The following is a 23,286-nucleotide window of genomic DNA, read 5'->3' on the forward strand; positions in this document are numbered from 1 at the left end:
TAAATATTAATTATGAGTTTACATTTAAAATATCTATTTATGGGTATTATGGGCATGTTATTTTTTGCCTGCAGCACTTCAGATGACTATGTGGAAATCCCAACATCAGGTGTGAATATACCTTCAGAGACTCCGTTCAACACCCTTTCTGAATATAATTTTTTTCTCGGAGACCTTAAAAATTTAAAACCTAATACTGAAGATGGAATCATTCCATTTGACCTCAACACACCGCTATTTAGCGACTATGCCCTTAAAAAGCGATTTGTATATGTCCCAGAAGGAAAAACAATCGCTTATAATGATACGGAAGTTCTAAACTTCCCCACCGGCTCTGTTTTGATAAAGAATTTTTATTATAACCTAGATGGTGAAGATCATATTATTGAAACACGATTATTAATAAAAACAGCCTCTAGCTGGGAACCCGCGACCTATAAATGGAACGATTCACAAACCGAAGCTTATCATTCAGTTGTAGGTGGCACAAAAAATGTTACTATCACTATTAATGACATACAACAAACTTTCAATTATTCAATTCCCAACGAAAACCAGTGTATTATCTGTCATGGAAACAACGGAAAAATAGAAGCCATAGGCCCTAGAATACATAACTTAAACAAAGACTTCAACTATGGTTCAAATACCGAAAATCAAATAACCCATTGGGCCAATCTGGGGATCTTGGAGGCTCCTACCAATACAAACATCCCGTCATGGCCTAAGTTTGAAGATACCACAGCAGATTTAAATGAACGAGCCAGAGCATATCTTGCGGTGAATTGTTCGTCGTGTCATTCAGCGGGGGGAGCTGCCAATAACTCTGGGCTTTACTTGGGCTATTTTAATGAAAACCCTTTAAGCCTTGGTATTTATAAAACACCGGTAGCAGCTGGGAGCGGGTCTGGAGGCTTTACATATGTCATTGAACCCGGAAATGCTTCGGAATCGATCCTCTTATACCGAATAAATTCCAGCGAGATTGACATTAGAATGCCAGAGATAGGTAGGGAATTGATTCATAATGAAGGTGTCGCACTTATTGAGGAGTGGATTAATAGTCTTTGATTGAACGAATGCTAAGTTTAAAAAAGCCATAGTCCATTAAAGGCCCTTCTATTAGGAATTTGAAACGAAACAAATCATAAAAAAGTTGCCTAACTCAAAACAGTTAGGCAACTTAAAACGCTTACAATTAAACTAATTCAAAAATTAATTCTTTATTTCTTATTGAGCGCTCCAACCACCATCAAGGGCGAATGATGCACCAGTGATTGTGGATGAGGACTCCTTAGCCAAAAGCAATGCCGTATCTGCAATAGCCTGAATAGGCACAAACTCTTTAACAGCTTGTTTCTTTAACATGACCTTTGAGACCACTTCTTCTTCTGAAAGATTATGAGCCTTGGCTTGATCTTTAATTTGATTTTCTACTAAAGGCGTTTTCACATACCCGGGACAAATAGCATTACAGTTTATGTTATAAGGAGCTCCTTCGAGAGCCAAAACCTTGGTCATTCCTATTACCCCATGTTTGGCAGCAATATAAGCAACCTTAAACTCTGAAGCTCTTAAACCATGAACTGAAGATACATTGATAATTCTACCAAATTTCTGCTTTTTAAAAAATGTCCATGCCGCTTTAGACGCATAAAAGGACGCATTCATGTTAATTGAAATAATAGACTCATATTTGTCATTTGGAAATTCATCGATTGGCGATACAAATTGAATTCCCGCATTATTTATCAAAACATGAATTCCTCCCAACAACTTAACTGTATCCGATATCAATCCTTCAATACTGCTAGGATCCATCAGATTCGCATTGGAAAATGCCACATTTATATTATGAGCTTCACCTATTTCATCAGCAATTTCCTGTCCATTTTCTTCTAAACCATGAAACATAATATCATAGCCATGAATTGCAAAATGCTTAGCAATTCCCAATCCGATGCCACTGGTGCTACCAGTTATTAAAACGACTTTATTCATTTTTCAAAAAATTGTACAAAGTTTGATTAAATGCTAGCGACTGATCCATAACTACTCCATGTCTAGAATTTTCAATAATCTCCAAACGTGCATTCGCCATTCTGGAAACATACTCCTTCTTAAAATCCACAGAGGTGTAATCCATATCAGAGGCTATAACCAAGGTAGCATGATCTATTTTTTTCAAATCTTCACCTAGTCCCCAGGACATCAATGTCAAAAAAGATTTTTCATAGGCCTTAGGATGATTTTCCTTGCAACGCTTTTCAAAAATCATTCGCATCTCCTTTTGATCTTCCTCAGGAAACATGTTGTATGAGATTTCAGCAGCTAATTCGTCCAAGCCCCTTGTTCTCAAAAATTCGGTTCGATGACTTATCAAATCGTCTCCAATTTGCCCCATCCCATTAAAATCTGGTCCACTATTAACAATCACCATTTTATCCACATACTCTGGATGCGAAACCGCCATTTGAAAAGCAACGGCACCTCCCATTGAAAATCCTACAAAATGAGCATGTTCAATTTGTAACTCATCCATGAGTTGTTTGACATCCTCAACCATAAATGAGACTCCGTAATCCTCGTTTGGAATTGTAGTATTTCCATGGGCTCTTAAATCTGGCACCAAAACTCTAAACTCTTTAGAGAAAAATGGCACCTGAGCATCCCAATCTTGTTTGGTGGAACCCAGACCGTGAAGTAATATGATGGGACTACCTTGACCTTGATCAAGGTAATCCAACTCAATATTATTTACATTTACTTTGGGCATTTTCAATTTGGTTTACTGGTTCTTATTTTTCTTGAAAAAGTCTATGGTATATTTCAACTCAAAAGAAACCAGTGTCTGCATCGCTGGAGAAGCCACAAATTGTCTTACTTCGGCATTAAATAAGTTGGTAACACTTGCGCCTGCTGTAAAATTATCTGTGATATAATAACCAACATTTGCATCAACTGTAAATCCACCCAATTGCCCGTAATTCCATGTTCTTCCATTTTGTGCATTTTCAATAACATCATTAACCCCATCACCATTTAAATCTTGAGTTTCAGCAGCTATATTGATGCCAGAGAAGAAATCATATTTTTGAGTCCAGTTTCCAAAAATGGTCCCGTAAAACTTTTTACCAGAATAATGTAACCCTAAACCAGCCTTATGCTCTGGAGTATTTACAGGAAGTTCTGTTTCCAATACAACACCATCTAAGTTTCCATCATTATTCATATCATTTTTATCCAAATGACGTCCGAAATAAGAATAATTTAAAGAGGTTCTCCATTGATCAGATAAGTAATAGTTTAATCCCAAGTCCAGTCCATAGGTATCTACATGACCAAAATTCAAATACGTAAGTACAAAGGACCCGTCTGACCCTTCAACCACATCACCTATAGGTTGGTCACCAATATGGGTTACGAATTTTCCATTTGCTGCATCTGCAATATTTCTTAGTGGACTAATGAAATTATCAGATTGGTTGTAGTAAGCACTTACATCAATAAACATCTTTTTAGATAACTTCCCTTTGAACCCTAATTCATATGAATTGATAGTTTCAACTTGTAATTTGTCTATTGTAGAACCATCACTCAGCGTAAAGCCTTCTCCATTACCTAAAACCAAGCCACCAAACAGGTTACCTTTCAAGTTTAAGATTGAAGGTACCGCAATACCTCTACCATATGTTAATCTGAAGGTTCCAGCGTTAATTTTCTTAGTAATAGCTGCCTTTGGAATAAAATTGGAGCCATATAAATCATGGTTATCAACTCTAGCTGCAAATAAGAAATTCCATCCAGAATCCTCAAGTCGGTATTCAACTTGACCATAGAAACCTAATTGGGCGATATCAATACTTCCGTCCTGATCCAATAAATAAGTCCCTTTAGAGTCAGCCATATCCAGCTGGTATTGACCACCCGCAGTTAAATAAAATTGATTCCAATTGTTGTTATACTGGGCTTCAGCATTAAATCTACGAGAAGCATCCTTAAAAACAGCCCCTCTTTGTAATGCCACTCCAGTTCCAGGTCCTGTTGGAAACCATTGTTCAGTATAAGAGCGCTCCAAAGCCTCTTCTTCTGAAAACCCGTTATTTATGAAAGACACATAATTTTGTGTTCTTTGGTTCATAGCATAGGTATCCTCTGTATTACTCCAAGTGTAGTACGTATTGGCAAAAACATGTTTTGACACGTATTTTAACTGAGCTACATCGATAGTCCAGTCCTTTATTAAATTTCTACCGGCATTAGTAATAGCGATATTATTGTTATTACTATGTCCATAATATCCTATAATTTCAGATCCTGGAGCTGGTTTAAAATATAATCCTGTGCCATATTTTGTAGTATTGAAATCATAGTCTATTCCTAATTCTTTATAACCTTCAGTTCCTACATATACTGTATCAACATAATTAAAATCTTCTCCTTGAGACCTTTCAAAATGAACTTTATAGGCGAACTTATCACTCACCGCTTGCGCATGTCTTACCCTAGCGGACAATACTTTTTGATTTCCACCTCCAAAAGCGAGTGTCGTTCCTTCAGAAGTTCTTGGATTCTTTGTAATTGTGCTTATCAAACCATTATGAGCGTTAGGTCCATAAAGAGTTCCGTTTGGACCTAATAGAATCTCAACGCGCTCAATATCATCCTTTGTAACTGTAGCAAATGTTCCTAACGGCAAACCTGTAGCAATCAATGTAGACAAACGATCATCGGTAACTTGTAAATTTTTAGAATTAAAAGCTGAATTAAAACCACGAATATTAATTCCTGTACCTAGGACACCGCTTCGAATAAAATCCACACCTTTCTCTCTAGCCGCTAACTCCCCAACATTAAAACTTGAATATTCTTTAATGGTTTTTGAATCAATCACATTAACGGTAGCTGGAACATCAGTCAGCTTTTGAGGTTGCTTGTTAACGGTAAGGATAACCTCATCTAAAACACTTGAAGATTCCTCTAGCGTTTTGTTTAAAGTAACTGTTTGACCAGACATAATTGTTACTTGTTCTTTGATTGTGGTATATCCCACAAAAGAAATAGAAACCTCATAAGTTCCCTCTGGGATTTCACTAAGTTTAAAGTTACCATCAAAATCACTCATGGTTCCTTTCCTTAACGATTCGATATAAACCGATGCACCTGATAGAGGCTCATTGGAGCTATCTAAAATTTTACCTTCAAGAACCCCCTCGCTTTGAGCTAGAGCCAAAAAGGAATTAAAAAAAATGAGAATAAAGCATAGTTTTTTCATAGTTAAAACTTGATTAAATTAGTTTGTGCACGCAATCTAATTGTATTGAAAAAGAAAATGGGATTGAAAGAATAACTGTAGGCGTGTGACTTTTTATATTCACTTTGATTTTAAACTAAAAAACAACTGAAAACACCCATTAAATGGACACAAACAAAACGTGCGACTTTAATTTCTCAAATGCTTCTGGTAAATTTTTTGAGAGCTTTTCAATGACTTTGGCCATCAATTCTTTTTGGTTTGAAGTCGCTTCAATATCAACTAAAGGATCTTTAATTTCTTTCAAAAGCACCTCAGAGCTAATTTTACCCTCCATAAAGCGTGATAAAGAAATACTCCATGCAATATTAGGCACATAATTATTTTTAAGCTTTCTTTCGTTTTCTCGCTCTTCCAAATGATACTTCGAGGAAACTTTAAGAACTTCTCCATACTTTTCTTGAGATACCAAAGCACTGACATAGGATGTAAAAAAATGATGCCATCTATGCTTGAGAATATCTTCATTGTATTTCTTAAGGAATATTTCAGCAGTTGATATGGCCAAATCGGCTTTCCCTAATTCAATATAGGTACGAATCAGGTAGGACGCATATCCTATTTTTTGATGATAATTATGAGTCTCTTGATATAATTTCACATGTTTATTCAGTAATCGCCTAGCCTCTGTCGCCTTATGAGCTCTTAATAAAATAGCCACTAAATTATTGACATACATAAGGGTATCATTATTCTCATACCGCACTGAGAGATAACCAAAATACTCTGCTTTTTTAAAATCCCCTTCTTTGGAATGCAAAAGAACCCTACTGGCATAATAATTACAAAGTAATCGTTTGGAATACATCATTCCATTGCTGAAAAACCGATCTATTTTTTCGAATAAAATCTCTAGCTTTTGATTCTCTCCATAGTTGGTATACATGAAGGCCAATAAAACAAAGGCCTGATATCTATTTTTACCATCTATGGTTTCATTCTCAAAAATGTCCATCAACCATGACTCCATATGACTGGTCTCTTGATTGTTCAAGGTGTATTGATCGGTTATGGCAGAGGTAGCATGATATAATTTATCCTTTACCTGCATGGATTGCTCATAGGCCCCTTTGAATTCCTCCAGAAATCGCGAAACAATTTGATGATCATTATATCGCATTCTCACCAATAAATAAGGCTTATATTCTCTGGCTAAATCATACAACGTCTGAAAATTAAACTCAATAGACTTATATTGTGTCAAGTATCCCAAAAACTCAGCTTCATCATCAGCCGTAATGGCATCCGTTAAAATCTTCCTTTTTAAATCAATAAGCCACTCCAGAGTCAAATCTACATCGATGGCTCTAATTCGCCTCTCCACCCAATTCTTGATGTAAGAGTATTTTCTTTTGTTAATAGAGTCATCAAATTCTTCAAACCCAGTCTGATTTAAACAATTACTAATCAATAAATCAAAAATAGCCTTCTTTTCAGCGTCCAGAAAATTCTCTTTGGAAGCTAAATATCTCGCTTCATTAGGAAGTAACTGTTTATTGAATTCGGTAAATTTTTTAAGCTTAACTTTCATGGCTCTTGGAGAAATGAATTTATTAAGGTATTGACTTCTTCAGATTTTTCAAATTGAACAAAATGTCCCGCCTCGTCAACCATTTCCAATTGGGCTCCCTTAATTTTTTCTATTGCTAACTGCCCTATCTCTTTGGTAGTTGAATTAGGATGCAAATATTTATTTGGTATTAAATAATCCTTGGAACCAAAAATGACCAAAGTTGGTTTTGAAATAGTCTTCAAATCATCAAAAACCGGTTCATCTAGCATACCATGAACACTTCGCACTATGGCCTGGACATGCTGATAAAAATCTGAGGCTTCCCTAATATTTTTCCGGTCCTCAATCATAATTTCAACTTCCTTTGGAGCTTTGTAAAAATTCAAAGCGTAGTTCTTTTCTATTTGCGCTTCGGATGTACTTCTCACGAAATCTTCAGTAAAAGCATTTTTTAAGAATTGTGCCTCTTGACCTGAAAAGGTTTCTATTCCCGCAGGAGCTATCAAAATCAGCTTTTCAACTAACTCTGGATACAACTCAGTAAATTTAAGGGCAGCCTGGCCTCCCATGGAGTGACCAACCAAAATGACATGATCTAACTTTTGATTTTCCATAAACCTACGAACTACCTTTGCATAAAAACTTGGCGTATAGGGAGCGTCAACCTTGCTAGATTTACCAAAACCAGGCAAATCCAAAGCATAGCAGGTATAATTCTCTTGAAGTCTTGAAATGTTATTTGACCATGCCTCGAGATTACTACTTAGCCCGTGAATAAAAAGTAAATTTTTATCTGAGTTACCTTGCTTTACATAAGCAATTTCCATTGAATCTAAAGACACATATTGGGTGTCAAATGAGTAGGCGGTTAAGATATCTTTCATCTTACCTGACGCTTTTTGGGCTTGTACATACATACTACAAACGATAATAAAACACAACGTAAATTGACGACACATTTTCACTCTTGGCTTATGGTTTTCAAATATTTTAATAGTTTCTTCCTGGACACCTTGCTCAAACTTGTCAAAGGAATTTCGTCTAAGATAAAGATGGACCTTGGATGCTTAAAAGACACTAAGGTTTGATCTAAATAATTCTTTATAGTTTCCACTTTTAAATTGCTCCCTTCCATTTTAGCCACAAAAGCTAAGCCACATTGCCCCCATTTTTCATCTTCAACACTCAAAACCACGGCCTTCTTAACCTCTTTTATTTGTTCTAAATGCATTTCTATTTCTTGAGGATAAATATTTTCACCTCCAGAAATATACATATCATTCTTTCTTCCTTTGATATACAAAAATCCATCCTCATCGCGGTGAGCAAAGTCGCCCGTATGCAGCCACCCATTTTTAATTTTACTCTTGGTTTTGACAGAGTTATTCCAATATCCTGGAGTTACTACTTCTCCTTTAATACACAACTCGCCAATTTCATTTGTTTTGGCCTGTTCGCCATTTTTATTTAAAATTTTCAATTCCAAATAAAAATTGGGTTTCCCAATAGAATTTGGTTTAGTTAGTATCATATTGTGGTGCAAAGAGGTTATACTGGGACCTGCCTCGGTTAATCCATAACCCGGCCTTATTAGAATCCCCTTTTCTTCCTTCCAATAAGAGACCATCGAACTAGGGACCGTTTCTCCTCCAGAAATAATATACCTCAAATTTGACAATTCAACCTCCTTAAAAACTGGCGATTTTTGCATCATTAGTAGCATGGTTGGAAGTGCCATGAACAATGTCGTATCATAAATACTTAAAAGTCTTAGAACCTTTTCAGGGTCAAATTTTTCAACCATACAAATATGCCCTCCTTTATGCAGTAAAGGTGTCACAAAAATGTTCCATCCCGAAGTATGGTATGGTGGCAAGGAGTTAATGGTAGAATCTCTATATGTTATCCCTAATTGCATGGAGGTGTTCAGACTATTCCAAAACATCATTTTGTTTGTATACAACACACCCTTTGGAGCACCAGTTGTGCCAGAGGTATAAAAAATAAAGACCGGATTTTCTTCCTTGATTGGTAAATCCCTTTGGCAAACTCCAATAGGATTCATATAAATCTCTCGAATGACCTCCCTGGACAACACTTTAATATCTGAGATATCTAACGTTGGTAATTTATCCTTTTGAGAGTCTGAAACAACCATAAGACTGGGAGTACAATCTTTTATTAATCTAGCTAATTCAGAATTGGAAAATCGGAAATTCAAAGGGACAAGCATGAGTCCCATTCTTTGACATGCTACAAACAGAACGATATATTCCAGACAATGCTCTGAGAGGACTGCCACCCTATCGCCTTCAGAAAGACCAATATCAACAAAACGATCAATCAATCGATCTGCATAGGTATCCAACTGGGCATATGAATAAGTTTCATTTCGCTCAAAGGAGGTAAGGGCTATTTTATTAGGTGTGTAATCTGCCCATTTTCGTATCCAATCCAATCTATCCATTTGTTCTTGAATCTATTTTGTTAATAATTAATCCCACGCATAGTGAGATAACGATTCCTATTGCAGCAGACACTCCAGGATTGTTCACTGGTTCTTGCATATAGGGCGTAATCCTTCCATAATAAATACCAAAATGTACAACTAACGATACGATACTTGCTATAAAAACAGCACGTGTAGAAACTGTTTTAAAGAAAGTTCCAAAAAGCACGGGCACAAAAGCAGCTCCAAAATAGGCATAGACCCCATTTTGGGCAAAAATGGCAACACTCACATTAGGATTTTTTATTTGAGCCCAACTAAAAAGAAAACTTACAACGGCCAAAACCACAACAACTAGCTTATTAACTATGATGGTATTTTCAGGCATCCTTTCTTTTAAAATTGGCTTTAAAATATCTGAAGTAATCGTAATTGACAGGGATTGAATTAAGCTTTCTAAAGTAGATAATCCAGCAGATATTAAACCAACAACAATAACCAATCCTACTCCTACCGAAAATGTTTGTACCACATAAGTTGGAACTATTTCATCCATTTTTAAAGAGACACCATTCACGGAAAGATCTGGAAAGCTCATCCTTGCATATAATCCAACGATAACTACCGAAAAGAAAACCAGCATAAAAACAATACCACTAAATAAATAGGAATTAATTTTTGACTGGTCTTTTAAGAGAAGTGATTTGGTTATAATATGTGGTTGACATACGACGGCAATTCCTATTACTATTTGACAGAATATAATTTCAAAATAGTCCCTAAACAGAAAACTTGAAGCATTAGTAGGTTTTGCTAATTGAGGATCTATGGCACTTAAATCATTTAACAATCCTGAGATCCCATTAGAGAAATACTCATAACCAGAACCGACCAAAATCAAGGCCACTATAAACATAATAATAGCCTGTATAGTATTGGTATACACCATGGAGTTAGCTCCACCAAACATCATGTAGCCAAAAACAAAAACGGTGATTCCTAATAAAACATAAAAAGGCTCAACATTTAGGGATTTTGAAATTACCTGCGTAATCCCAACATTAATTAACACAATAAAGGTGATTAACAGCAATGCAATCACGCCAAAAAATAACTTATAAGAATCGCTATTGTATCGCTTTCCAATCCATTGGGCCATGGTTGTCGCCTTAACCGACTGACCATATTTGGCATATCCTTTTGTAAAAACAATAAGTGAAATTAATGCCGCCAAAGGAAAAACAACCCCAAAGGATAAGACACCAGACATACCGTACAAAGCAATAAAGCCCGGATTAATAATAAACGTAGCTGCACTTGTCATTGAAGCCGCAAGGGAGAGCCCCACAACCCAAGAAGGAAACCCTAAATTACCAACGGCATAATCAGCAATACTGGAGGTTTTTCTTGCACCTCTAATAACAAAAAATAAAATTACAGCTGCATAAATGGATAAAAGTATCCACATATAAGCAGACATAGTAGTTGAAGCCATAAATAGTTAAATAGTTTGTGCCACCAAAATATAACTTAAAATGCATACAAAAAGCACTTAAACGCATATATTTTATGTGACTATTTAATTATTTTAAATTAATTCCCAATAAAATACCTATTTTAAAGACTAAAACAAAGGTGTGACTTTTATTTTTGAGTCCCATTTAATTTTTTAAAAGGTCTTTATAAACCCAAGGAATTTGTAATAAAATTCATATAATTATTTTCAGCTTTCTTTTTTATATTTTTTACAATTCTCTATTTTTACTTAAAACCCAAAGTCATGATAAAATCAATACTCCCAAAAACCATATTGTTTTTATCCCTAGGAACTACTTTATTAGCACAAAAACCAAATACACTTCAAACCGAATCGGCTTATTCTAATTATTTTTCTTTGGACAAAGAGGTTATCCACACTCAAGTGAACAAACTCCTCTTTTTTCCTACAGAAATTCTATGGTTTAAAACTTACATTTACAACATTAAAACACAACTCCCCTATCTCACAACTGTCAATATTTACACTGAAATATTTGATGAGGAAGGGAAATTACTTTCAAAAAAACTCTGGTATGCGGAGAATGGTTGCTCGCATGGAAACATAGAACTATCCAAATTCGAACCAGGCAATTACTACCTCAAGGTCACCACCAATTGGATGAAAAACTTTCACATTCCTGAATCGAGCGTGACCGCTTTTCAAATTATTGGGGAGGAAGTCAACCAAACCACCAACAGTCTTACATCACTCCCCAAGTATGATCTTCAGTTTTTGCCCGAAGGAGGTCACTGCATTGCTAATGCAACCAACTCCATAGGATTCAAAGTTCTGAGGCAAGACGGGAAAGGAGAAAAAATTGCTTCCGGTCTTATTAAGGACTCTTCAGGAAAAATACTATTGACCTTCCATAGCAATGATTACGGAATGGGAAAATTTCAGCTTGAAATGAAAAGCAATGTTTCATACACGGCAGAAATTCTATTTGATGACGGACATAAAATAACCAAACAACTACCGCGTGCCGAACCTTTTGGAATTAACTTAATAACACATTCCAACAATAAGGAAACTGTTTATATCACCATTCAAACAAACGCTGCTACCCTTCCTAATTTATTAAAAAAGCCTTATTATTTCTTAATTCACCGTGATGGCTTTAAAAAAAGAGTTGATGTAAATTTTTCTGCTGACAAGCTTTCATACACTTTTCTTCTAAACATACGAGAACTCATGGATGGTGCTAATATCATTACTGTGTTTAACGACCAGAATAAACCCATACTGGAGCGCGTCATATTTAACTTTACCAACAACCTGATTAATTCAGTTGACATCAGTAAAATTGAAAAAGGGCGGGATTCAACGAGGATTTATTTTAAAAAGACAGATAATGATCAGGCCTTTTATCAATTGAGCATATCTGCCCTACCTCGTTTTTCAAAAGCAAATAACCTTAAAGAGGATATCACCTATGCCTTTCTTTTAAGACCTTATATTGAAGGACACCTTGAAAATGCAGCTCATTACTTTGAGGAAAAAAGCGTAAAAAACATTTATGATTTAGATCTACTTCTTTTAAACCAGGGTTGGAGTAAATACTCCTGGAACCATATTTTCAATTACCCTCCAAACGACAAACATTTTTTTGAAGCTGGAATACAGATAAAAGGAAAACTGACACAACCACAAAAAAATTACAATGAAGTTCTCTTGTTCTCTCATGAAAACGAATTAATGATCAGCTCAGAATTGGACAAAGACCATTACTTCTCTTTTGATAATCTCTTTTTATCGGACAGTAGCTACATAGGTCTTAGCTTAAAAAATGATAAAGGCGAAATCCTTAAAAAAGGAATTTATTACAATGTTTATCCCACCAAAAATTCGGGCAATCTAGATGTTCCACCAAGTCACAATAACCTATTCAAAGAAAAACACGCTATTAGTTTCCCAGATTCCTTTCTAATAGATCCCAAAACAACGCAGCTTGACACTGTTAGCTTATCAACCAAAAAAGAATACAAACCAAAAAATGAAATTTACAGAAAAGGGTTTAATGGGAAGTATGTAGATCTAGAGAATAGATATGACCCATTTTCTAGGGTCATTGATATCATACGAGATCAAGGATTTGATATAAGTTACCAAGGTACGAATGTGATAATATCTTCCAGAAGAGCTATTGGATTTGCAGGAAGAAACCAACCTGCTATTTACATGGACAATAGAAGACTAGATGCTAGTGACATGACCATACTCCCAAATTTACTTGTTAGTGATATTGACGAAATCTACGTGTCCCGTCAAGCAGATGTTTTTGGAGGTTTGGGAGGTAGCATCAACATCTTCACTAAAAAAAGTATTACCACTAGAAAAAAGAACAAGGAAACATTCAATTCGTCCGTATTAAGCTTTGGATTCTCAATCCCTGAAAAATACCATTCTCCGTTTTACAACACTTCAAGAGAGTCAAACTTTAGGGATTACAGCGTCTTGCATTGGATTCCTGATATCACCTTTAATGAGTTAGGGGAATTTTCTATTGATTTGCCCAATTATGATCCCGGTTATGAATTATACATTCAGGGTATGGGCAGTAATGGCATGCTCATTTCCCAAACCAAAGAAATTACCATCCGTCCACTTGGGGAAGGTTCCGAATAAACGACCATATATAAAATATAAATGCCACCCTAAGGGGTGGCATGTCTTTTCTTTTTCTGTTTTAATGCTCAATTACATTGAGCTAAATACACAAACTACTTCTTCTTTGCAGTAGCTTGTGGAGCTTTCTTTGGAGCCGCTTTTGGAGCAGCAGAAGGCTTAGCTTTAGGCTTTGATTGTCCCATAATTAATGTCTTTAATACGACACAATAAAAGTAGCTAGAAATCCATTCGTTGATATTTTCTTTGGCTATAATTTAACTAAAATCATGGAACTAAAATCAAGGTATCCCACATTAAACCAATCATATCGGCACCTTCTTCTTCTCCCATACTATCCAGATTTATAGTAACAAACAATAGGCCTTCATCTCTTTTTCCGCTGTAGGAAGCAACTTCGTAAGTTTCTATTTCACCCTTATACTCCAATACAGCCTTCAAAACTTTCAACTTAACACCATCTGAAAGCTCCTTTTCATAATCCTCTCGTTTCATTTTATAACCATAGCTCACACTCTCCTTTATAACTTCATTCAGCATCATTTCTTTCAGCATATTGGGATCAAAAGACTCATATTTTTGAACTAAAACTCCAGAACCCATAGCCGTAAACATCATTATTTGAATAACCCCTTCTTCTATTTTTGACTGCGTTATTTTATGGTTCTTAATATGTTTAAATTTAAACTTACTGTCCTTGAATAGCAATGTATCCTTTTCTTTTAATAGCACTTCCGAATCCTTCCCATTAATTTTTAGGTGATACGTTTCATTTAAATTAACTTCAAACTCTTCCCCATCAACAGAAAGGATTAAGTCCGTTTGGGCAAATGAGATTAAAACAAAAGAAAAGTAAGCAATTAGAGTAGGTAATGTTTTCATATAATAGTTTGGTTGATTAGTTAATCAACCAAAAATACATGGTCAGGTAAAAATTTCCAACAGAAACCCATATTAAGATTTACAAAAAATCAAACTTTAACCTGAAGCCTTTGGTAATAAAACGCAGGGATAAGAATTAAGAGAATTATTGGCTGAATAAGAAACCTGCGCACATTAAAAAACAAATAGTAATCCTCCCGTCTTGGGTTGACCACAAAATACAAGAACAACATCATCAATAAAACATAGGCTACCCCATATAAAACTGCTGAAAACTTTACCGCACCCCAGTCTTTAAAAAGAACCCAGATAATTCCCAAAGAAATTATGGTGTTTAGTGTAAATCTTAAAGTTGTCGACAATACTAACCTTAAAGTTTCCCTTCTTGGAGAATCTATGTATAAGTAATCATTCTTAAAAAATGTAAGGTAAGGATCATAGAAGAGCTGATCTTCAAAATACCTAATCAACACCAATAAAATGACTAATACGAAAACCGAAAATAACTGCAAAAACCTAGTCATTTTTTGTCTTACTTAAATTAGAAAACCGATTCACCCATAAAATCCATAATAAACATACCAAACCATAGATAATGGCAGGAAATATTACCTCATGTAAAATTTCAGATCGCCAAGGGTAGTGATACAAACCAATAGACAGTAAGGCAATTCTAAACAAATTGGCCACATACACCAAAACGCTACCCAACAACCCATACAAAAATGTTGTTTTCCAACCTCCCCTAAATGCGATTATAAAAGAAATAAACAAAATAATCACACTGATAGAATTGCACCCCTCTACAATTCTAGCAAGATATTTTCCATTGACAATAAATTTAATGGTAGGCTCTTCTGAATGCGGAACCATTTGCACCTCATACCCAAGGCACCTCAATAAATCAGCACTCTGTTCAGCAACCAAATGAGTTAGGTAATCGGGATAATAGATATTTCCCGTAGACCATTGTAAATAAAATTTATACGTAAAGGTAAGTACCGCATAGACCAGCAAAAAGGTAAGCATAAACACAATAACCGCCCGATACTTTTTTAATAGGGATTTCAATCAAATAATTTTTTCTGTGTTAAATTTATACAAAATGATTCTCAGTACTCATGCCTTTTTAAATACTTTTGGCAAAAAGTTTGAATTATGAGTTTGGAAGGTCTTAAGCCACAAGTAGAATTGATTGTTCGGGATGAAACCTCATCTTTAGATGAACGCCTTTTGAATATTTGCAAGCTTCTAGAAGAAAATGTTCCATATTACAATTGGGTTGGTTTTTATTTCAAAAATGGAGATAAAGAAGAATTAAAGTTAGGCCCTTATGTAGGTGACCCAACAGACCACACCATCATCCCTTTTGGAAAAGGAATATGTGGTCAAGTAGCCGTATCAAACCAAAATTTTGTAGTACCAGATGTTTCGGCTCAAGACAATTATATTGCTTGTAGCATCACTGTAAAAGCTGAAATTGTTATCCCGATTTTTGTAGATGGAGAAAATATTGGGCAAATAGACATTGACTCTAATACTCCAGATCCATTTACTTCAGAGGATGAGAGATTTTTAGAGTTTGTCTGCAAGGAAGTAGCTGCCATTCTATAATTGTAAACCGCTTTCGTTTTTCAGCTAAAATTCCTGTTCATTTTTAGTTGTTTTGCTATCATTTTTCGGGCTGAAATAGTTATTTTTGCCCCTTATTTACAACACTTCAAAAATGAGCAATAGCAAAACGATTAAATCGGCCTTAATTTCTGTATTTTCTAAAGATGGTTTAGAACCCATCGTAAGACAATTAAATGACCAAGGAGTTACTATTTATTCTACTGGAGGGACTGAAACCTTCATTAAAGATTTAGGAATAGATGTAGTGCCTGTTGAGGATGTCACTTCATACCCTTCTATTTTGGGTGGTCGTGTAAAGACCCTTCACCCTAAAATTTTTGGAGGGATTTTAAACAGACAATCCAATTCCTCAGACATTAAAGAGCTTGCTGATTTTGAGATTCCGCAAATCGATTTGGTTATTGTTGATTTATATCCATTTGAGAAAACAGTTGCTTCAGGAGCAGACCATCAAGATATTATTGAGAAAATTGATATCGGAGGTATTTCTTTAATACGTGCAGCCGCCAAAAATTACGCTGATGTGGTTTGCCTTTCTTCCATGGAAGATTATGCAGAATTTTTAGAATTGTTGAAAGAAAAAAATGGGGAAACCTCAGAAGAAGACCGTAAACATTTTGCTGCCAAAGCTTTTAATGTTTCGTCTCATTACGACTCTGCCATCTTCAATTATTTCAATAAAAATCATGAGATTCCCACTTTAAAAATAAGCGAAACCAAAGGACAGGTTTTACGTTATGGAGAAAACCCTCATCAAAAAGGATTCTTCTTTGGGGATTTTGATGCCATGTTTACAAAACTTCATGGAAAAGAGTTGAGTTACAACAACCTTTTAGATGTAGATGCAGCCGTAACTTTGATTAAAGAGTTTGAAGGTGAAGCTCCAACTTTTGCTATTTTAAAACACAACAACGCCTGTGGTTTAGCTCAAAGAGAAACAACCAAACAGGCTTATATAGATGCCCTAGCAGGGGATCCTGTTTCAGCTTTTGGAGGTATTTTAATCAGTAATTCTGAAATTGATCAAGAGACTGCTGAAGAAATCAATTCTCTTTTTTGCGAAGTAGTTATTGCTCCTTCTTTCTCTGAGGAAGCCCTTGACATCCTAAAAAGCAAAAAGAACCGTATATTATTAATCTTAAATGATATTGAATTACCACAAACAACCGTTAGAAGTTGTTTAAATGGTGTTCTAGTTCAAGATAGAGATAACATTACGGATTCTTTGGAAGATTTAACCGAAGTAACAAATAACAAACCTTCAAAAACAGAATTGGAAGATTTAATTTTCGCATCAAAGATTTGCAAACACACCAAATCAAACACTATTGTTTTAGCCAAAAACAAGCAGTTATGCGCTAGCGGAACTGGACAAACCAGTCGTGTTGATGCTTTAAATCAAGCCATTCACAAAGCCCAATCTTTTAATTTTGAATTAAAAGGGTCGGTTATGGCAAGCGATGCTTTTTTCCCGTTCCCTGATTGTGTTGAAATAGCAGATAACGCTGGTATTACTGCAGTCATTCAACCTGGAGGCTCTATCAAAGATCAATTAAGTATCGATTATTGTAATGAAAACAATGTCGCGATGGTATTTACTGGAACCCGTCATTTTAAACATTAATTTTATTACATTTACAAGATTTGATTTTTAAACCTCAAAAACTACAATAAGCGAATGGGATTTTTTGACTTCCTAACTGAGGAAATTGCTATAGATTTAGGTACTGCTAACACACTGATTATCCATAATGACAAGGTAGTTGTCGATAGCCCATCTATTGTTGCTCGAGATAGGGTTTCTGGAAAAATTATTGCTGCCGGAAAAGAGGCCAGTATGATGCAAGGAAAAACCCATGAAAACATCAAAACTATCAGGCCGCTGAAGGATGGTGTTATTGCAGATTTTGAGGCTTCAGAGCAAATGATAAGTATGTTCATCAAGAACATTCCTGCTCTAAAGAAAAAATTGTTCACACCGGCACTTCGCATGGTCATTTGTATTCCTTCTGGTATTACTGAGGTGGAAATGAGAGCTGTAAAAGAAAGCGCCGAACGCGTTAATGGCAAAGAGGTTTATTTGATTCACGAACCTATGGCAGCTGCTATAGGTATAGGTGTTGACATCATGCAGCCTAAAGGAAACATGATTGTAGATATTGGAGGGGGAACAACCGAAATAGCCGTTATTGCATTAGGAGGAATCGTTTGTGATAAATCAGTAAAAATTGCTGGTGATGTTTTCACCAATGACATCATCTACTACATGCGTACCCAACATAACTTGTATGTGGGAGAGCGTACGGCAGAAAAGATTAAAATCCAAATTGGAGCCGCAACTGAAGATCTTGAACTACCGCCAGAAGAAATGAGTGTTCAAGGTAGAGATTTACTAACTGGTAAACCAAAACAGGTACAAATTTCGTATAGAGAAATAGCCAAGGCTTTAGACAAGTCTATTTTGAGGATTGAGGATGCCGTTATGGAAACACTTTCCCAAACACCTCCAGAGTTGGCTGCCGATATCTATAATACCGGAATCTACCTTGCTGGTGGAGGATCTATGCTAAGAGGACTAGACAAACGTCTTTCCCAAAAAACAGATTTACCCGTTTACATTGCGGAAGATCCGTTAAGAGCAGTAGTAAGAGGAACAGGTATCACTTTAAAAAATTTACCGAAATACAAAAGCGTCTTGATAAAATAGCATAGGGCATGCAACAAATCATAAACTTCATTCTAAGAAACAAAGTTTTTTTGTTGTATCTCACGCTGCTATTTGTTTCTTTGGTTTTTACAATTCAATCTCATTCCTATCACAAAAGCAAGTTTGTAAATTCTGCCAACTTTATTTCTGGTGGTATTTATAATTCAGCTAATAATATTGATGAATATTTTCATCTAAAGAATCAAAACATTCTGCTTCAAGAAGAAAATAATTATTTGAAATCCATCCTTTATAATTCTTCAGACTCCCTTTCTAAAGCATTTAACGATACTACAAGGTACGGAGGTAATTACAGATTCATTCCTGCAGTTGTTATTAAGAATAGTTATTCGGCCACTGACAACGTACTACTGGTGAATAGAGGTAAAAAAGATAGTCTGAAAGAGGATTTGGGTGTCATCACATCAAAAGGCATCTTAGGAATCATTGACAAAACAAGCAAAAATTATGCGACAGTTTTATCAATTTTGAACACCAACAGTCGGATAAGTGCCAAATTAAAAAATACCAATCATTTTGGTTCTTTACAATGGAATACAAAGAGCCCAAACGTAGTTCAATTAAAGGAAATCCCAAAAATAGCTCCTTTGAAAGAAGGCGATACCATTTTAACTTCTGGATTATCAGCTATTTTTCCTAAAAATATCCCCATTGGCTCCATACAATCCTATGAATTGGATGAAGCTGAGAATTTTTACAACATAGAGGTCAAACTCTTTAATGACATGACCAATATTGAACATGTTTACGTCATTGAAAATCGTGATAAAGAAGAAATTGATAGCTTGTTAAATAACCGAAATGAATAGTTCAATTTTAGGACATATCGCGAGATTTATATTGCTGGTTTTACTTCAAGTATTGGTTTTAAATCACATCAATTTTTTGGGACATATTAATCCCTATTTATATGTATTATTCATTCTACTATACCCGATAAACGGAAATAGGAGTGTTTTTCTTTTAGTAAGTTTTCTATTAGGTATTACTATAGATATGTTTTCAGATTCTGGAGGAGTTCATGCGGCTGCTTGTATAACCGCCGCTATTTTGAGACCTGTTGCCTTAAAATCATCTTTTGGAACTTCATACGACTACCAAACGGTTAAATTTAAAAGTATAGATTTTGGCTCTATGCTCGTCTATATGAGTTTGGTTGTCTTTCTGCATCATTTTATTTTATTCTTTCTGGAAGTATTTAACATTTCCAGTATAATTTTAATCCTGAAAAAAGCGTTTTTCTCTAGTATTTTTACTATTATTTTGTGCGTTGGATTCAACATCATTTTTAGGAAAAGAAATTAATGAGACAATTTTTACTGTTTTTTTTGATTGTTGCCACTGGAATCACCTTTGTTTCTAGACTATTCTATTTACAGGTGCTCAATTCATCTACTCATAATTTATATGAGGACAACGCCATTAGAAAGGTTTTTGATTACCCAAAACGCGGATTTGTATATGATAGAAACGGCGAATTATTGGTAGCTAATCAGCCTTCTTATGATGTCATGATTATTCCAAGGGAAGTAAAACCATTGGATACTTTAGAGTTTTGTTCGCTTTTAAAAATTACTAAGGAACAATTTATAAAAACTTACGATAAAGCCTACCATTATTCTCCCAGGTTGCCTTCTGTATTTGTAGCCCATCTATCAAAAGAAGATTATGCAGTTCTTCAGGAGAAAATGAGAAAGTTTGAAGGGTTTTATATTCAAAAGAGACTCCTTAGAGATTACCAAACAAGCATTGGCGCCAATGTATTGGGGTTTATTGCAGAAGTAAATCCTGGTCAGATTGAGAAAAACCCATATTATAAAATGGGGGATTTAATAGGAAAACAAGGAGTCGAACTCTCCTATGAAGAAGAATTAAGGGGAGTTAAAGGCATCAAGTTCATTCAAAAGGACCGTTTCAATAGAGATATTGGTCCTTACAAGGACGGTAAATTTGATACCCTGCCAAAACAAGGTAAAGATATCACAATTACCATAGACGCTGCTTTACAAGAATATGGAGAAATATTAATGCAAAACAAACATGGTGGAATTGTGGCCATTGAACCTTCTACTGGTGAAATCTTAACCTTAATTTCTGCCCCCACCTACAACCCCAATCTTTTGGTGGGAAGGAAGCGCTCGAGAAATTATACCCAGCTATATAATGACACCATTAATAGACCTTTAATTGATAGAAGTCTCCAAAGAATGCATGAACCAGGCTCGCCCTTTAAAACTCTGATTGCCTTAGCCGCACTTCAAGAGCATGCTATCGTTCCAGAAGGAACAGTAACCTGTACAGGAGCATATCACTATGGAGGTCGAAGACCAATGGGATGTCACTGCGGTGGTGGATCTAGAGATTTAACCAGGGGAATTGCCAAATCCTGTAATTCCTATTTTGCCAATGCCTTTAGAAAAACCATTGGAAAGTACAACGATGCTAGTCATGCGATGGATGTTTGGAGCGATCATATAAAGAGCTTTGGTTTAGGAAATTTTCTGGGATATGATCTTCCTATTGGCCAACCAGGTAATATTCCAAACGGAGCCTATTATGACAAATGGTACCCCGACTTTAAATGGGGAGCAACCACCATTATTTCAAACTCTATTGGTCAAGGTGAGGTATTGGTAACCCCAATACAATTGGCCAATATGACAGCTGCTATCGCAAATAGAGGCTTTTATTATACGCCACATATCATCAAGGATATAGAAAACCAAGAAATAGACCCCAAGTATAAGGAAATTCATCACACTACCATCGACAAAAAATATTTTGAACCCGTTATACAAGGCCTTAATGATGTTTATAACTATGGCACAGCATCCTTTTTAAAAGTTCCGGGAATTGAAATTTGTGGAAAAACTGGTACTGCCGAAAATTTTGCAAAAGTAGAGGGAGAAAGAGTGCAATTAACCGACCATGGTATTTTTATTGCTTTTGCACCAAAAGATGATCCCAAAATAGCTATTGCCGTATTTGTTGAAAATGGTTACTATGGCGCTAGATGGGCAGGAAGAATTGCCAGTCTTATGATTGAAAAATATATTAAAGGAGAAGTCACCCTAAAACAAATGGAGAAAATGGTATTGGAAAAAAGTTTGGAAGAGGAATATGCCAAACCATATGCAGGAAAACCATTTACTATTAATGATGGAGCTAAGGTTCAAGGATTACATTTAAAAGCAGATAATGATCAGACAAACTGATAGAAATTTCAAATTTGACTGGATTACAATAATCATTTTTCTGCTTTTGGTGGGATTTGGTTGGTTGAATATATTATCGGCTTCCCACAGTGGGGAAACTATTGAATATTTGGACTTTTCTAAATCTTATGGGAAGCAACTCCTATTTATATTATTAACATTTGTCTTAATCGTCATGATACTATCCATAGAAGCCAAATTTTATGAACGCTTCGCGAGTATCATTTACTTAGCTTCCATGCTTTCCTTGGCTGGTCTCTTTATTTTCGGGAAGAATGTCAATGGCGCCACTTCTTGGTATGGGATAGGCGGCATGACCTTTCAACCTAGTGAGTTTGCAAAAGCTGCAACAGCCCTCGCCGTCGCTAAATATTTAAGCGATTTACAAACAGATATCAAAACATTTAAAGGTCAACTTCAGGCATTTGCTATTTTGGTTGTTCCGGCTATTCTTATTCTTTTACAGAATGATGCGGGCAGCACCCTAGTTTATGGCTCTTTTATTTTTGTTTTTTATAGAGAAGGTTTACCACATCAATACCTCACACTCCTTATTTCTACAGTAGTCATGTCCATTTTATCATTGAAATTTGGAGGTGTCGTTGCTTCAATAATAGCTATAACTCTTATTTTAACCTATCATTTCACTAGGAAGAAGAAACCCGTTCTAATAAAATCCCTTCTAGCTATTTTAGCTTGTACCATTTTATCATTTGGAGTCCAGTTCTTTTATGAAAATGTTTTAAAAGCCCATCAAAAAGATCGCATTAGTCTTTGGTTAAGGTTAGAAAAGGATCCAGATAAAATTGCCGAAATGAGGCGCGATATCCTTTATAACCTTTACGAATCAGAAAAGGCCATTCGGTCTGGAGGATTATCGGGGCGAGGATTCCTAGAAGGCACTAGAACTACTGGAAAATTTGTACCAGAACAGCATACAGATTATATATTCAGCACTGTGGGTGAAGAATGGGGTTTTATGGGAACCGTTACAGTTGTTATACTCTTTGTTTTACTTTTATTGCGGGTCCTACATCTAGCAGAATTACAAAAATCTCAATTCAGTCGCGTTTATGGATACAGTGTGGCATCCATCATCTTTTTCCATTTTTTAATCAATATTGGCATGGTCATGGGTTTGATCCCAACTATTGGAATACCTTTGCCCTTTTTTAGCTATGGCGGTTCTAGCCTATGGGGCTTTACCATTCTACTTTTCATATTCATAAAATTAGATTCCAACCGAATCAACGAATGGTAATTTTTCACTTTTTTTAAGCACTTAAATATTAATTGATTATATTTAACTGAGGGATTTAAAAAGCATATACCAAAATATGATGTATCCTATTGAATCAATTACATATTTCCATCACTCAAATTAT

General features: G+C 35.5%; 19 protein-coding genes. 9 read left to right on the forward strand and 10 right to left on the reverse strand.

Annotated elements, in window-relative coordinates; all coding sequences use genetic code 11:
- The first annotated feature begins 12 nt into the window (after window positions 1-12).
- A complete protein-coding gene (locus ZA07_RS03090) occupies window positions 13-1,071 on the forward strand; it encodes an SO2930 family diheme c-type cytochrome (RefSeq protein ID WP_053970268.1) in 1,059 nt (352 codons plus the stop codon).
- A 159-nt stretch (window positions 1,072-1,230) separates the two neighbouring features.
- On the opposite strand, the gene ZA07_RS03095 is transcribed toward ZA07_RS03090, so the two are convergent.
- From ZA07_RS03095 to ZA07_RS03125, 7 genes are all read right to left on the reverse strand, one after another.
- Window positions 1,231-2,001: a 3-hydroxybutyrate dehydrogenase gene (locus ZA07_RS03095; protein WP_053970269.1), complete on the reverse strand. Its 771-nt coding sequence runs from the start codon at window positions 1,999-2,001 to the stop codon at window positions 1,231-1,233.
- Complete coding sequence (locus ZA07_RS03100; protein WP_053970270.1) at window positions 1,994-2,776, reverse strand: alpha/beta fold hydrolase; 783 nt, start codon at window positions 2,774-2,776, stop codon at window positions 1,994-1,996. Before ZA07_RS03100 ends, ZA07_RS03095 begins: the two co-directional genes overlap by 8 nt.
- A gap of 12 nt (window positions 2,777-2,788) precedes the next feature.
- Entirely contained in the window at window positions 2,789-5,275 is a 2,487-nt protein-coding gene (locus tag ZA07_RS03105; protein WP_053970271.1) for a TonB-dependent receptor, read from the reverse strand.
- 139 nt (window positions 5,276-5,414) lie between these two features.
- On the reverse strand, window positions 5,415-6,845 hold the full coding sequence (locus ZA07_RS03110; protein ID WP_053970272.1) for a hypothetical protein: 1,431 nt from the start codon (window positions 6,843-6,845) through the stop codon (window positions 5,415-5,417).
- On the reverse strand, window positions 6,842-7,711 hold the full coding sequence (locus ZA07_RS03115; protein WP_197276693.1) for an alpha/beta fold hydrolase: 870 nt from the start codon (window positions 7,709-7,711) through the stop codon (window positions 6,842-6,844). The genes ZA07_RS03110 and ZA07_RS03115 overlap by 4 nt, the downstream gene beginning before the upstream one ends.
- 77 nt (window positions 7,712-7,788) lie before the next feature.
- On the reverse strand, window positions 7,789-9,294 hold the full coding sequence (locus ZA07_RS03120) for a class I adenylate-forming enzyme family protein (protein WP_053970274.1): 1,506 nt from the start codon (window positions 9,292-9,294) through the stop codon (window positions 7,789-7,791).
- A complete protein-coding gene (locus tag ZA07_RS03125; RefSeq protein ID WP_053970275.1) occupies window positions 9,287-10,771 on the reverse strand; it encodes a sodium/pantothenate symporter in 1,485 nt (494 codons plus the stop codon). The genes ZA07_RS03120 and ZA07_RS03125 overlap by 8 nt, the downstream gene beginning before the upstream one ends.
- Before the next feature lie 285 nt (window positions 10,772-11,056).
- Here ZA07_RS03125 and ZA07_RS03130 point away from each other — a divergent pair, with 285 nt between their 5' ends.
- Entirely contained in the window at window positions 11,057-13,441 is a 2,385-nt protein-coding gene (locus tag ZA07_RS03130) for a hypothetical protein (protein WP_053970276.1), read from the forward strand.
- A gap of 267 nt (window positions 13,442-13,708) precedes the next feature.
- Here ZA07_RS03130 and ZA07_RS03135 read toward each other — a convergent pair whose 3' ends face one another.
- From ZA07_RS03135 to xrtF, 3 genes are all read right to left on the reverse strand, one after another.
- Window positions 13,709-14,323, reverse strand: coding sequence for a hypothetical protein (locus ZA07_RS03135; RefSeq protein ID WP_053970277.1), 615 nt, complete (start codon window positions 14,321-14,323; stop codon window positions 13,709-13,711).
- Between the two features lie 89 nt (window positions 14,324-14,412).
- Window positions 14,413-14,847: an exosortase F system-associated protein gene (locus ZA07_RS03140; RefSeq protein WP_053970278.1), complete on the reverse strand. Its 435-nt coding sequence runs from the start codon at window positions 14,845-14,847 to the stop codon at window positions 14,413-14,415.
- Window positions 14,840-15,394: an exosortase family protein XrtF gene (gene xrtF / locus ZA07_RS03145; RefSeq protein WP_082316499.1), complete on the reverse strand. Its 555-nt coding sequence runs from the start codon at window positions 15,392-15,394 to the stop codon at window positions 14,840-14,842. The genes ZA07_RS03140 and xrtF overlap by 8 nt, the downstream gene beginning before the upstream one ends.
- Before the next feature lie 87 nt (window positions 15,395-15,481).
- Here xrtF and ZA07_RS03150 point away from each other — a divergent pair, with 87 nt between their 5' ends.
- The 7 genes from ZA07_RS03150 to rodA all read left to right on the forward strand — a co-directional run bounded on the left by ZA07_RS03150 (window position 15,482) and on the right by rodA (window position 23,162).
- The gene (locus ZA07_RS03150) at window positions 15,482-15,937 is read left to right on the forward strand and encodes a GAF domain-containing protein (RefSeq protein ID WP_053970279.1); all 456 of its coding nucleotides are present in this window, start codon (window positions 15,482-15,484) and stop codon (window positions 15,935-15,937) included.
- A 112-nt stretch (window positions 15,938-16,049) separates the two neighbouring features.
- Complete coding sequence (gene purH / locus ZA07_RS03155) at window positions 16,050-17,582, forward strand: bifunctional phosphoribosylaminoimidazolecarboxamide formyltransferase/IMP cyclohydrolase (RefSeq protein WP_053970280.1); 1,533 nt, start codon at window positions 16,050-16,052, stop codon at window positions 17,580-17,582.
- 54 nt (window positions 17,583-17,636) lie between these two features.
- Window positions 17,637-18,665, forward strand: a complete 1,029-nt coding sequence (locus ZA07_RS03160) for a rod shape-determining protein (RefSeq protein WP_053970281.1) — start codon at window positions 17,637-17,639, stop codon at window positions 18,663-18,665.
- Window positions 18,666-18,673: 8 nt separating this feature from the next.
- A complete protein-coding gene (mreC, locus tag ZA07_RS03165; RefSeq protein ID WP_053970282.1) occupies window positions 18,674-19,495 on the forward strand; it encodes a rod shape-determining protein MreC in 822 nt (273 codons plus the stop codon).
- Window positions 19,488-19,991, forward strand: a complete 504-nt coding sequence (locus tag ZA07_RS03170) for a hypothetical protein (RefSeq protein WP_053970283.1) — start codon at window positions 19,488-19,490, stop codon at window positions 19,989-19,991. The genes mreC and ZA07_RS03170 overlap by 8 nt, the downstream gene beginning before the upstream one ends.
- Entirely contained in the window at window positions 19,991-21,901 is a 1,911-nt protein-coding gene (mrdA, locus tag ZA07_RS03175) for a penicillin-binding protein 2 (protein ID WP_053970284.1), read from the forward strand. Before ZA07_RS03170 ends, mrdA begins: the two co-directional genes overlap by 1 nt.
- Entirely contained in the window at window positions 21,885-23,162 is a 1,278-nt protein-coding gene (rodA, locus tag ZA07_RS03180) for a rod shape-determining protein RodA (protein WP_053970285.1), read from the forward strand. The genes mrdA and rodA overlap by 17 nt, the downstream gene beginning before the upstream one ends.
- The last annotated feature ends 124 nt before the right edge of the window (window positions 23,163-23,286 follow it).

The sequence above is a fragment of the Mangrovimonas sp. ST2L15 genome (assembly GCF_001280515.1).
Classification (GTDB): domain Bacteria; phylum Bacteroidota; class Bacteroidia; order Flavobacteriales; family Flavobacteriaceae; genus Mangrovimonas; species Mangrovimonas futianensis.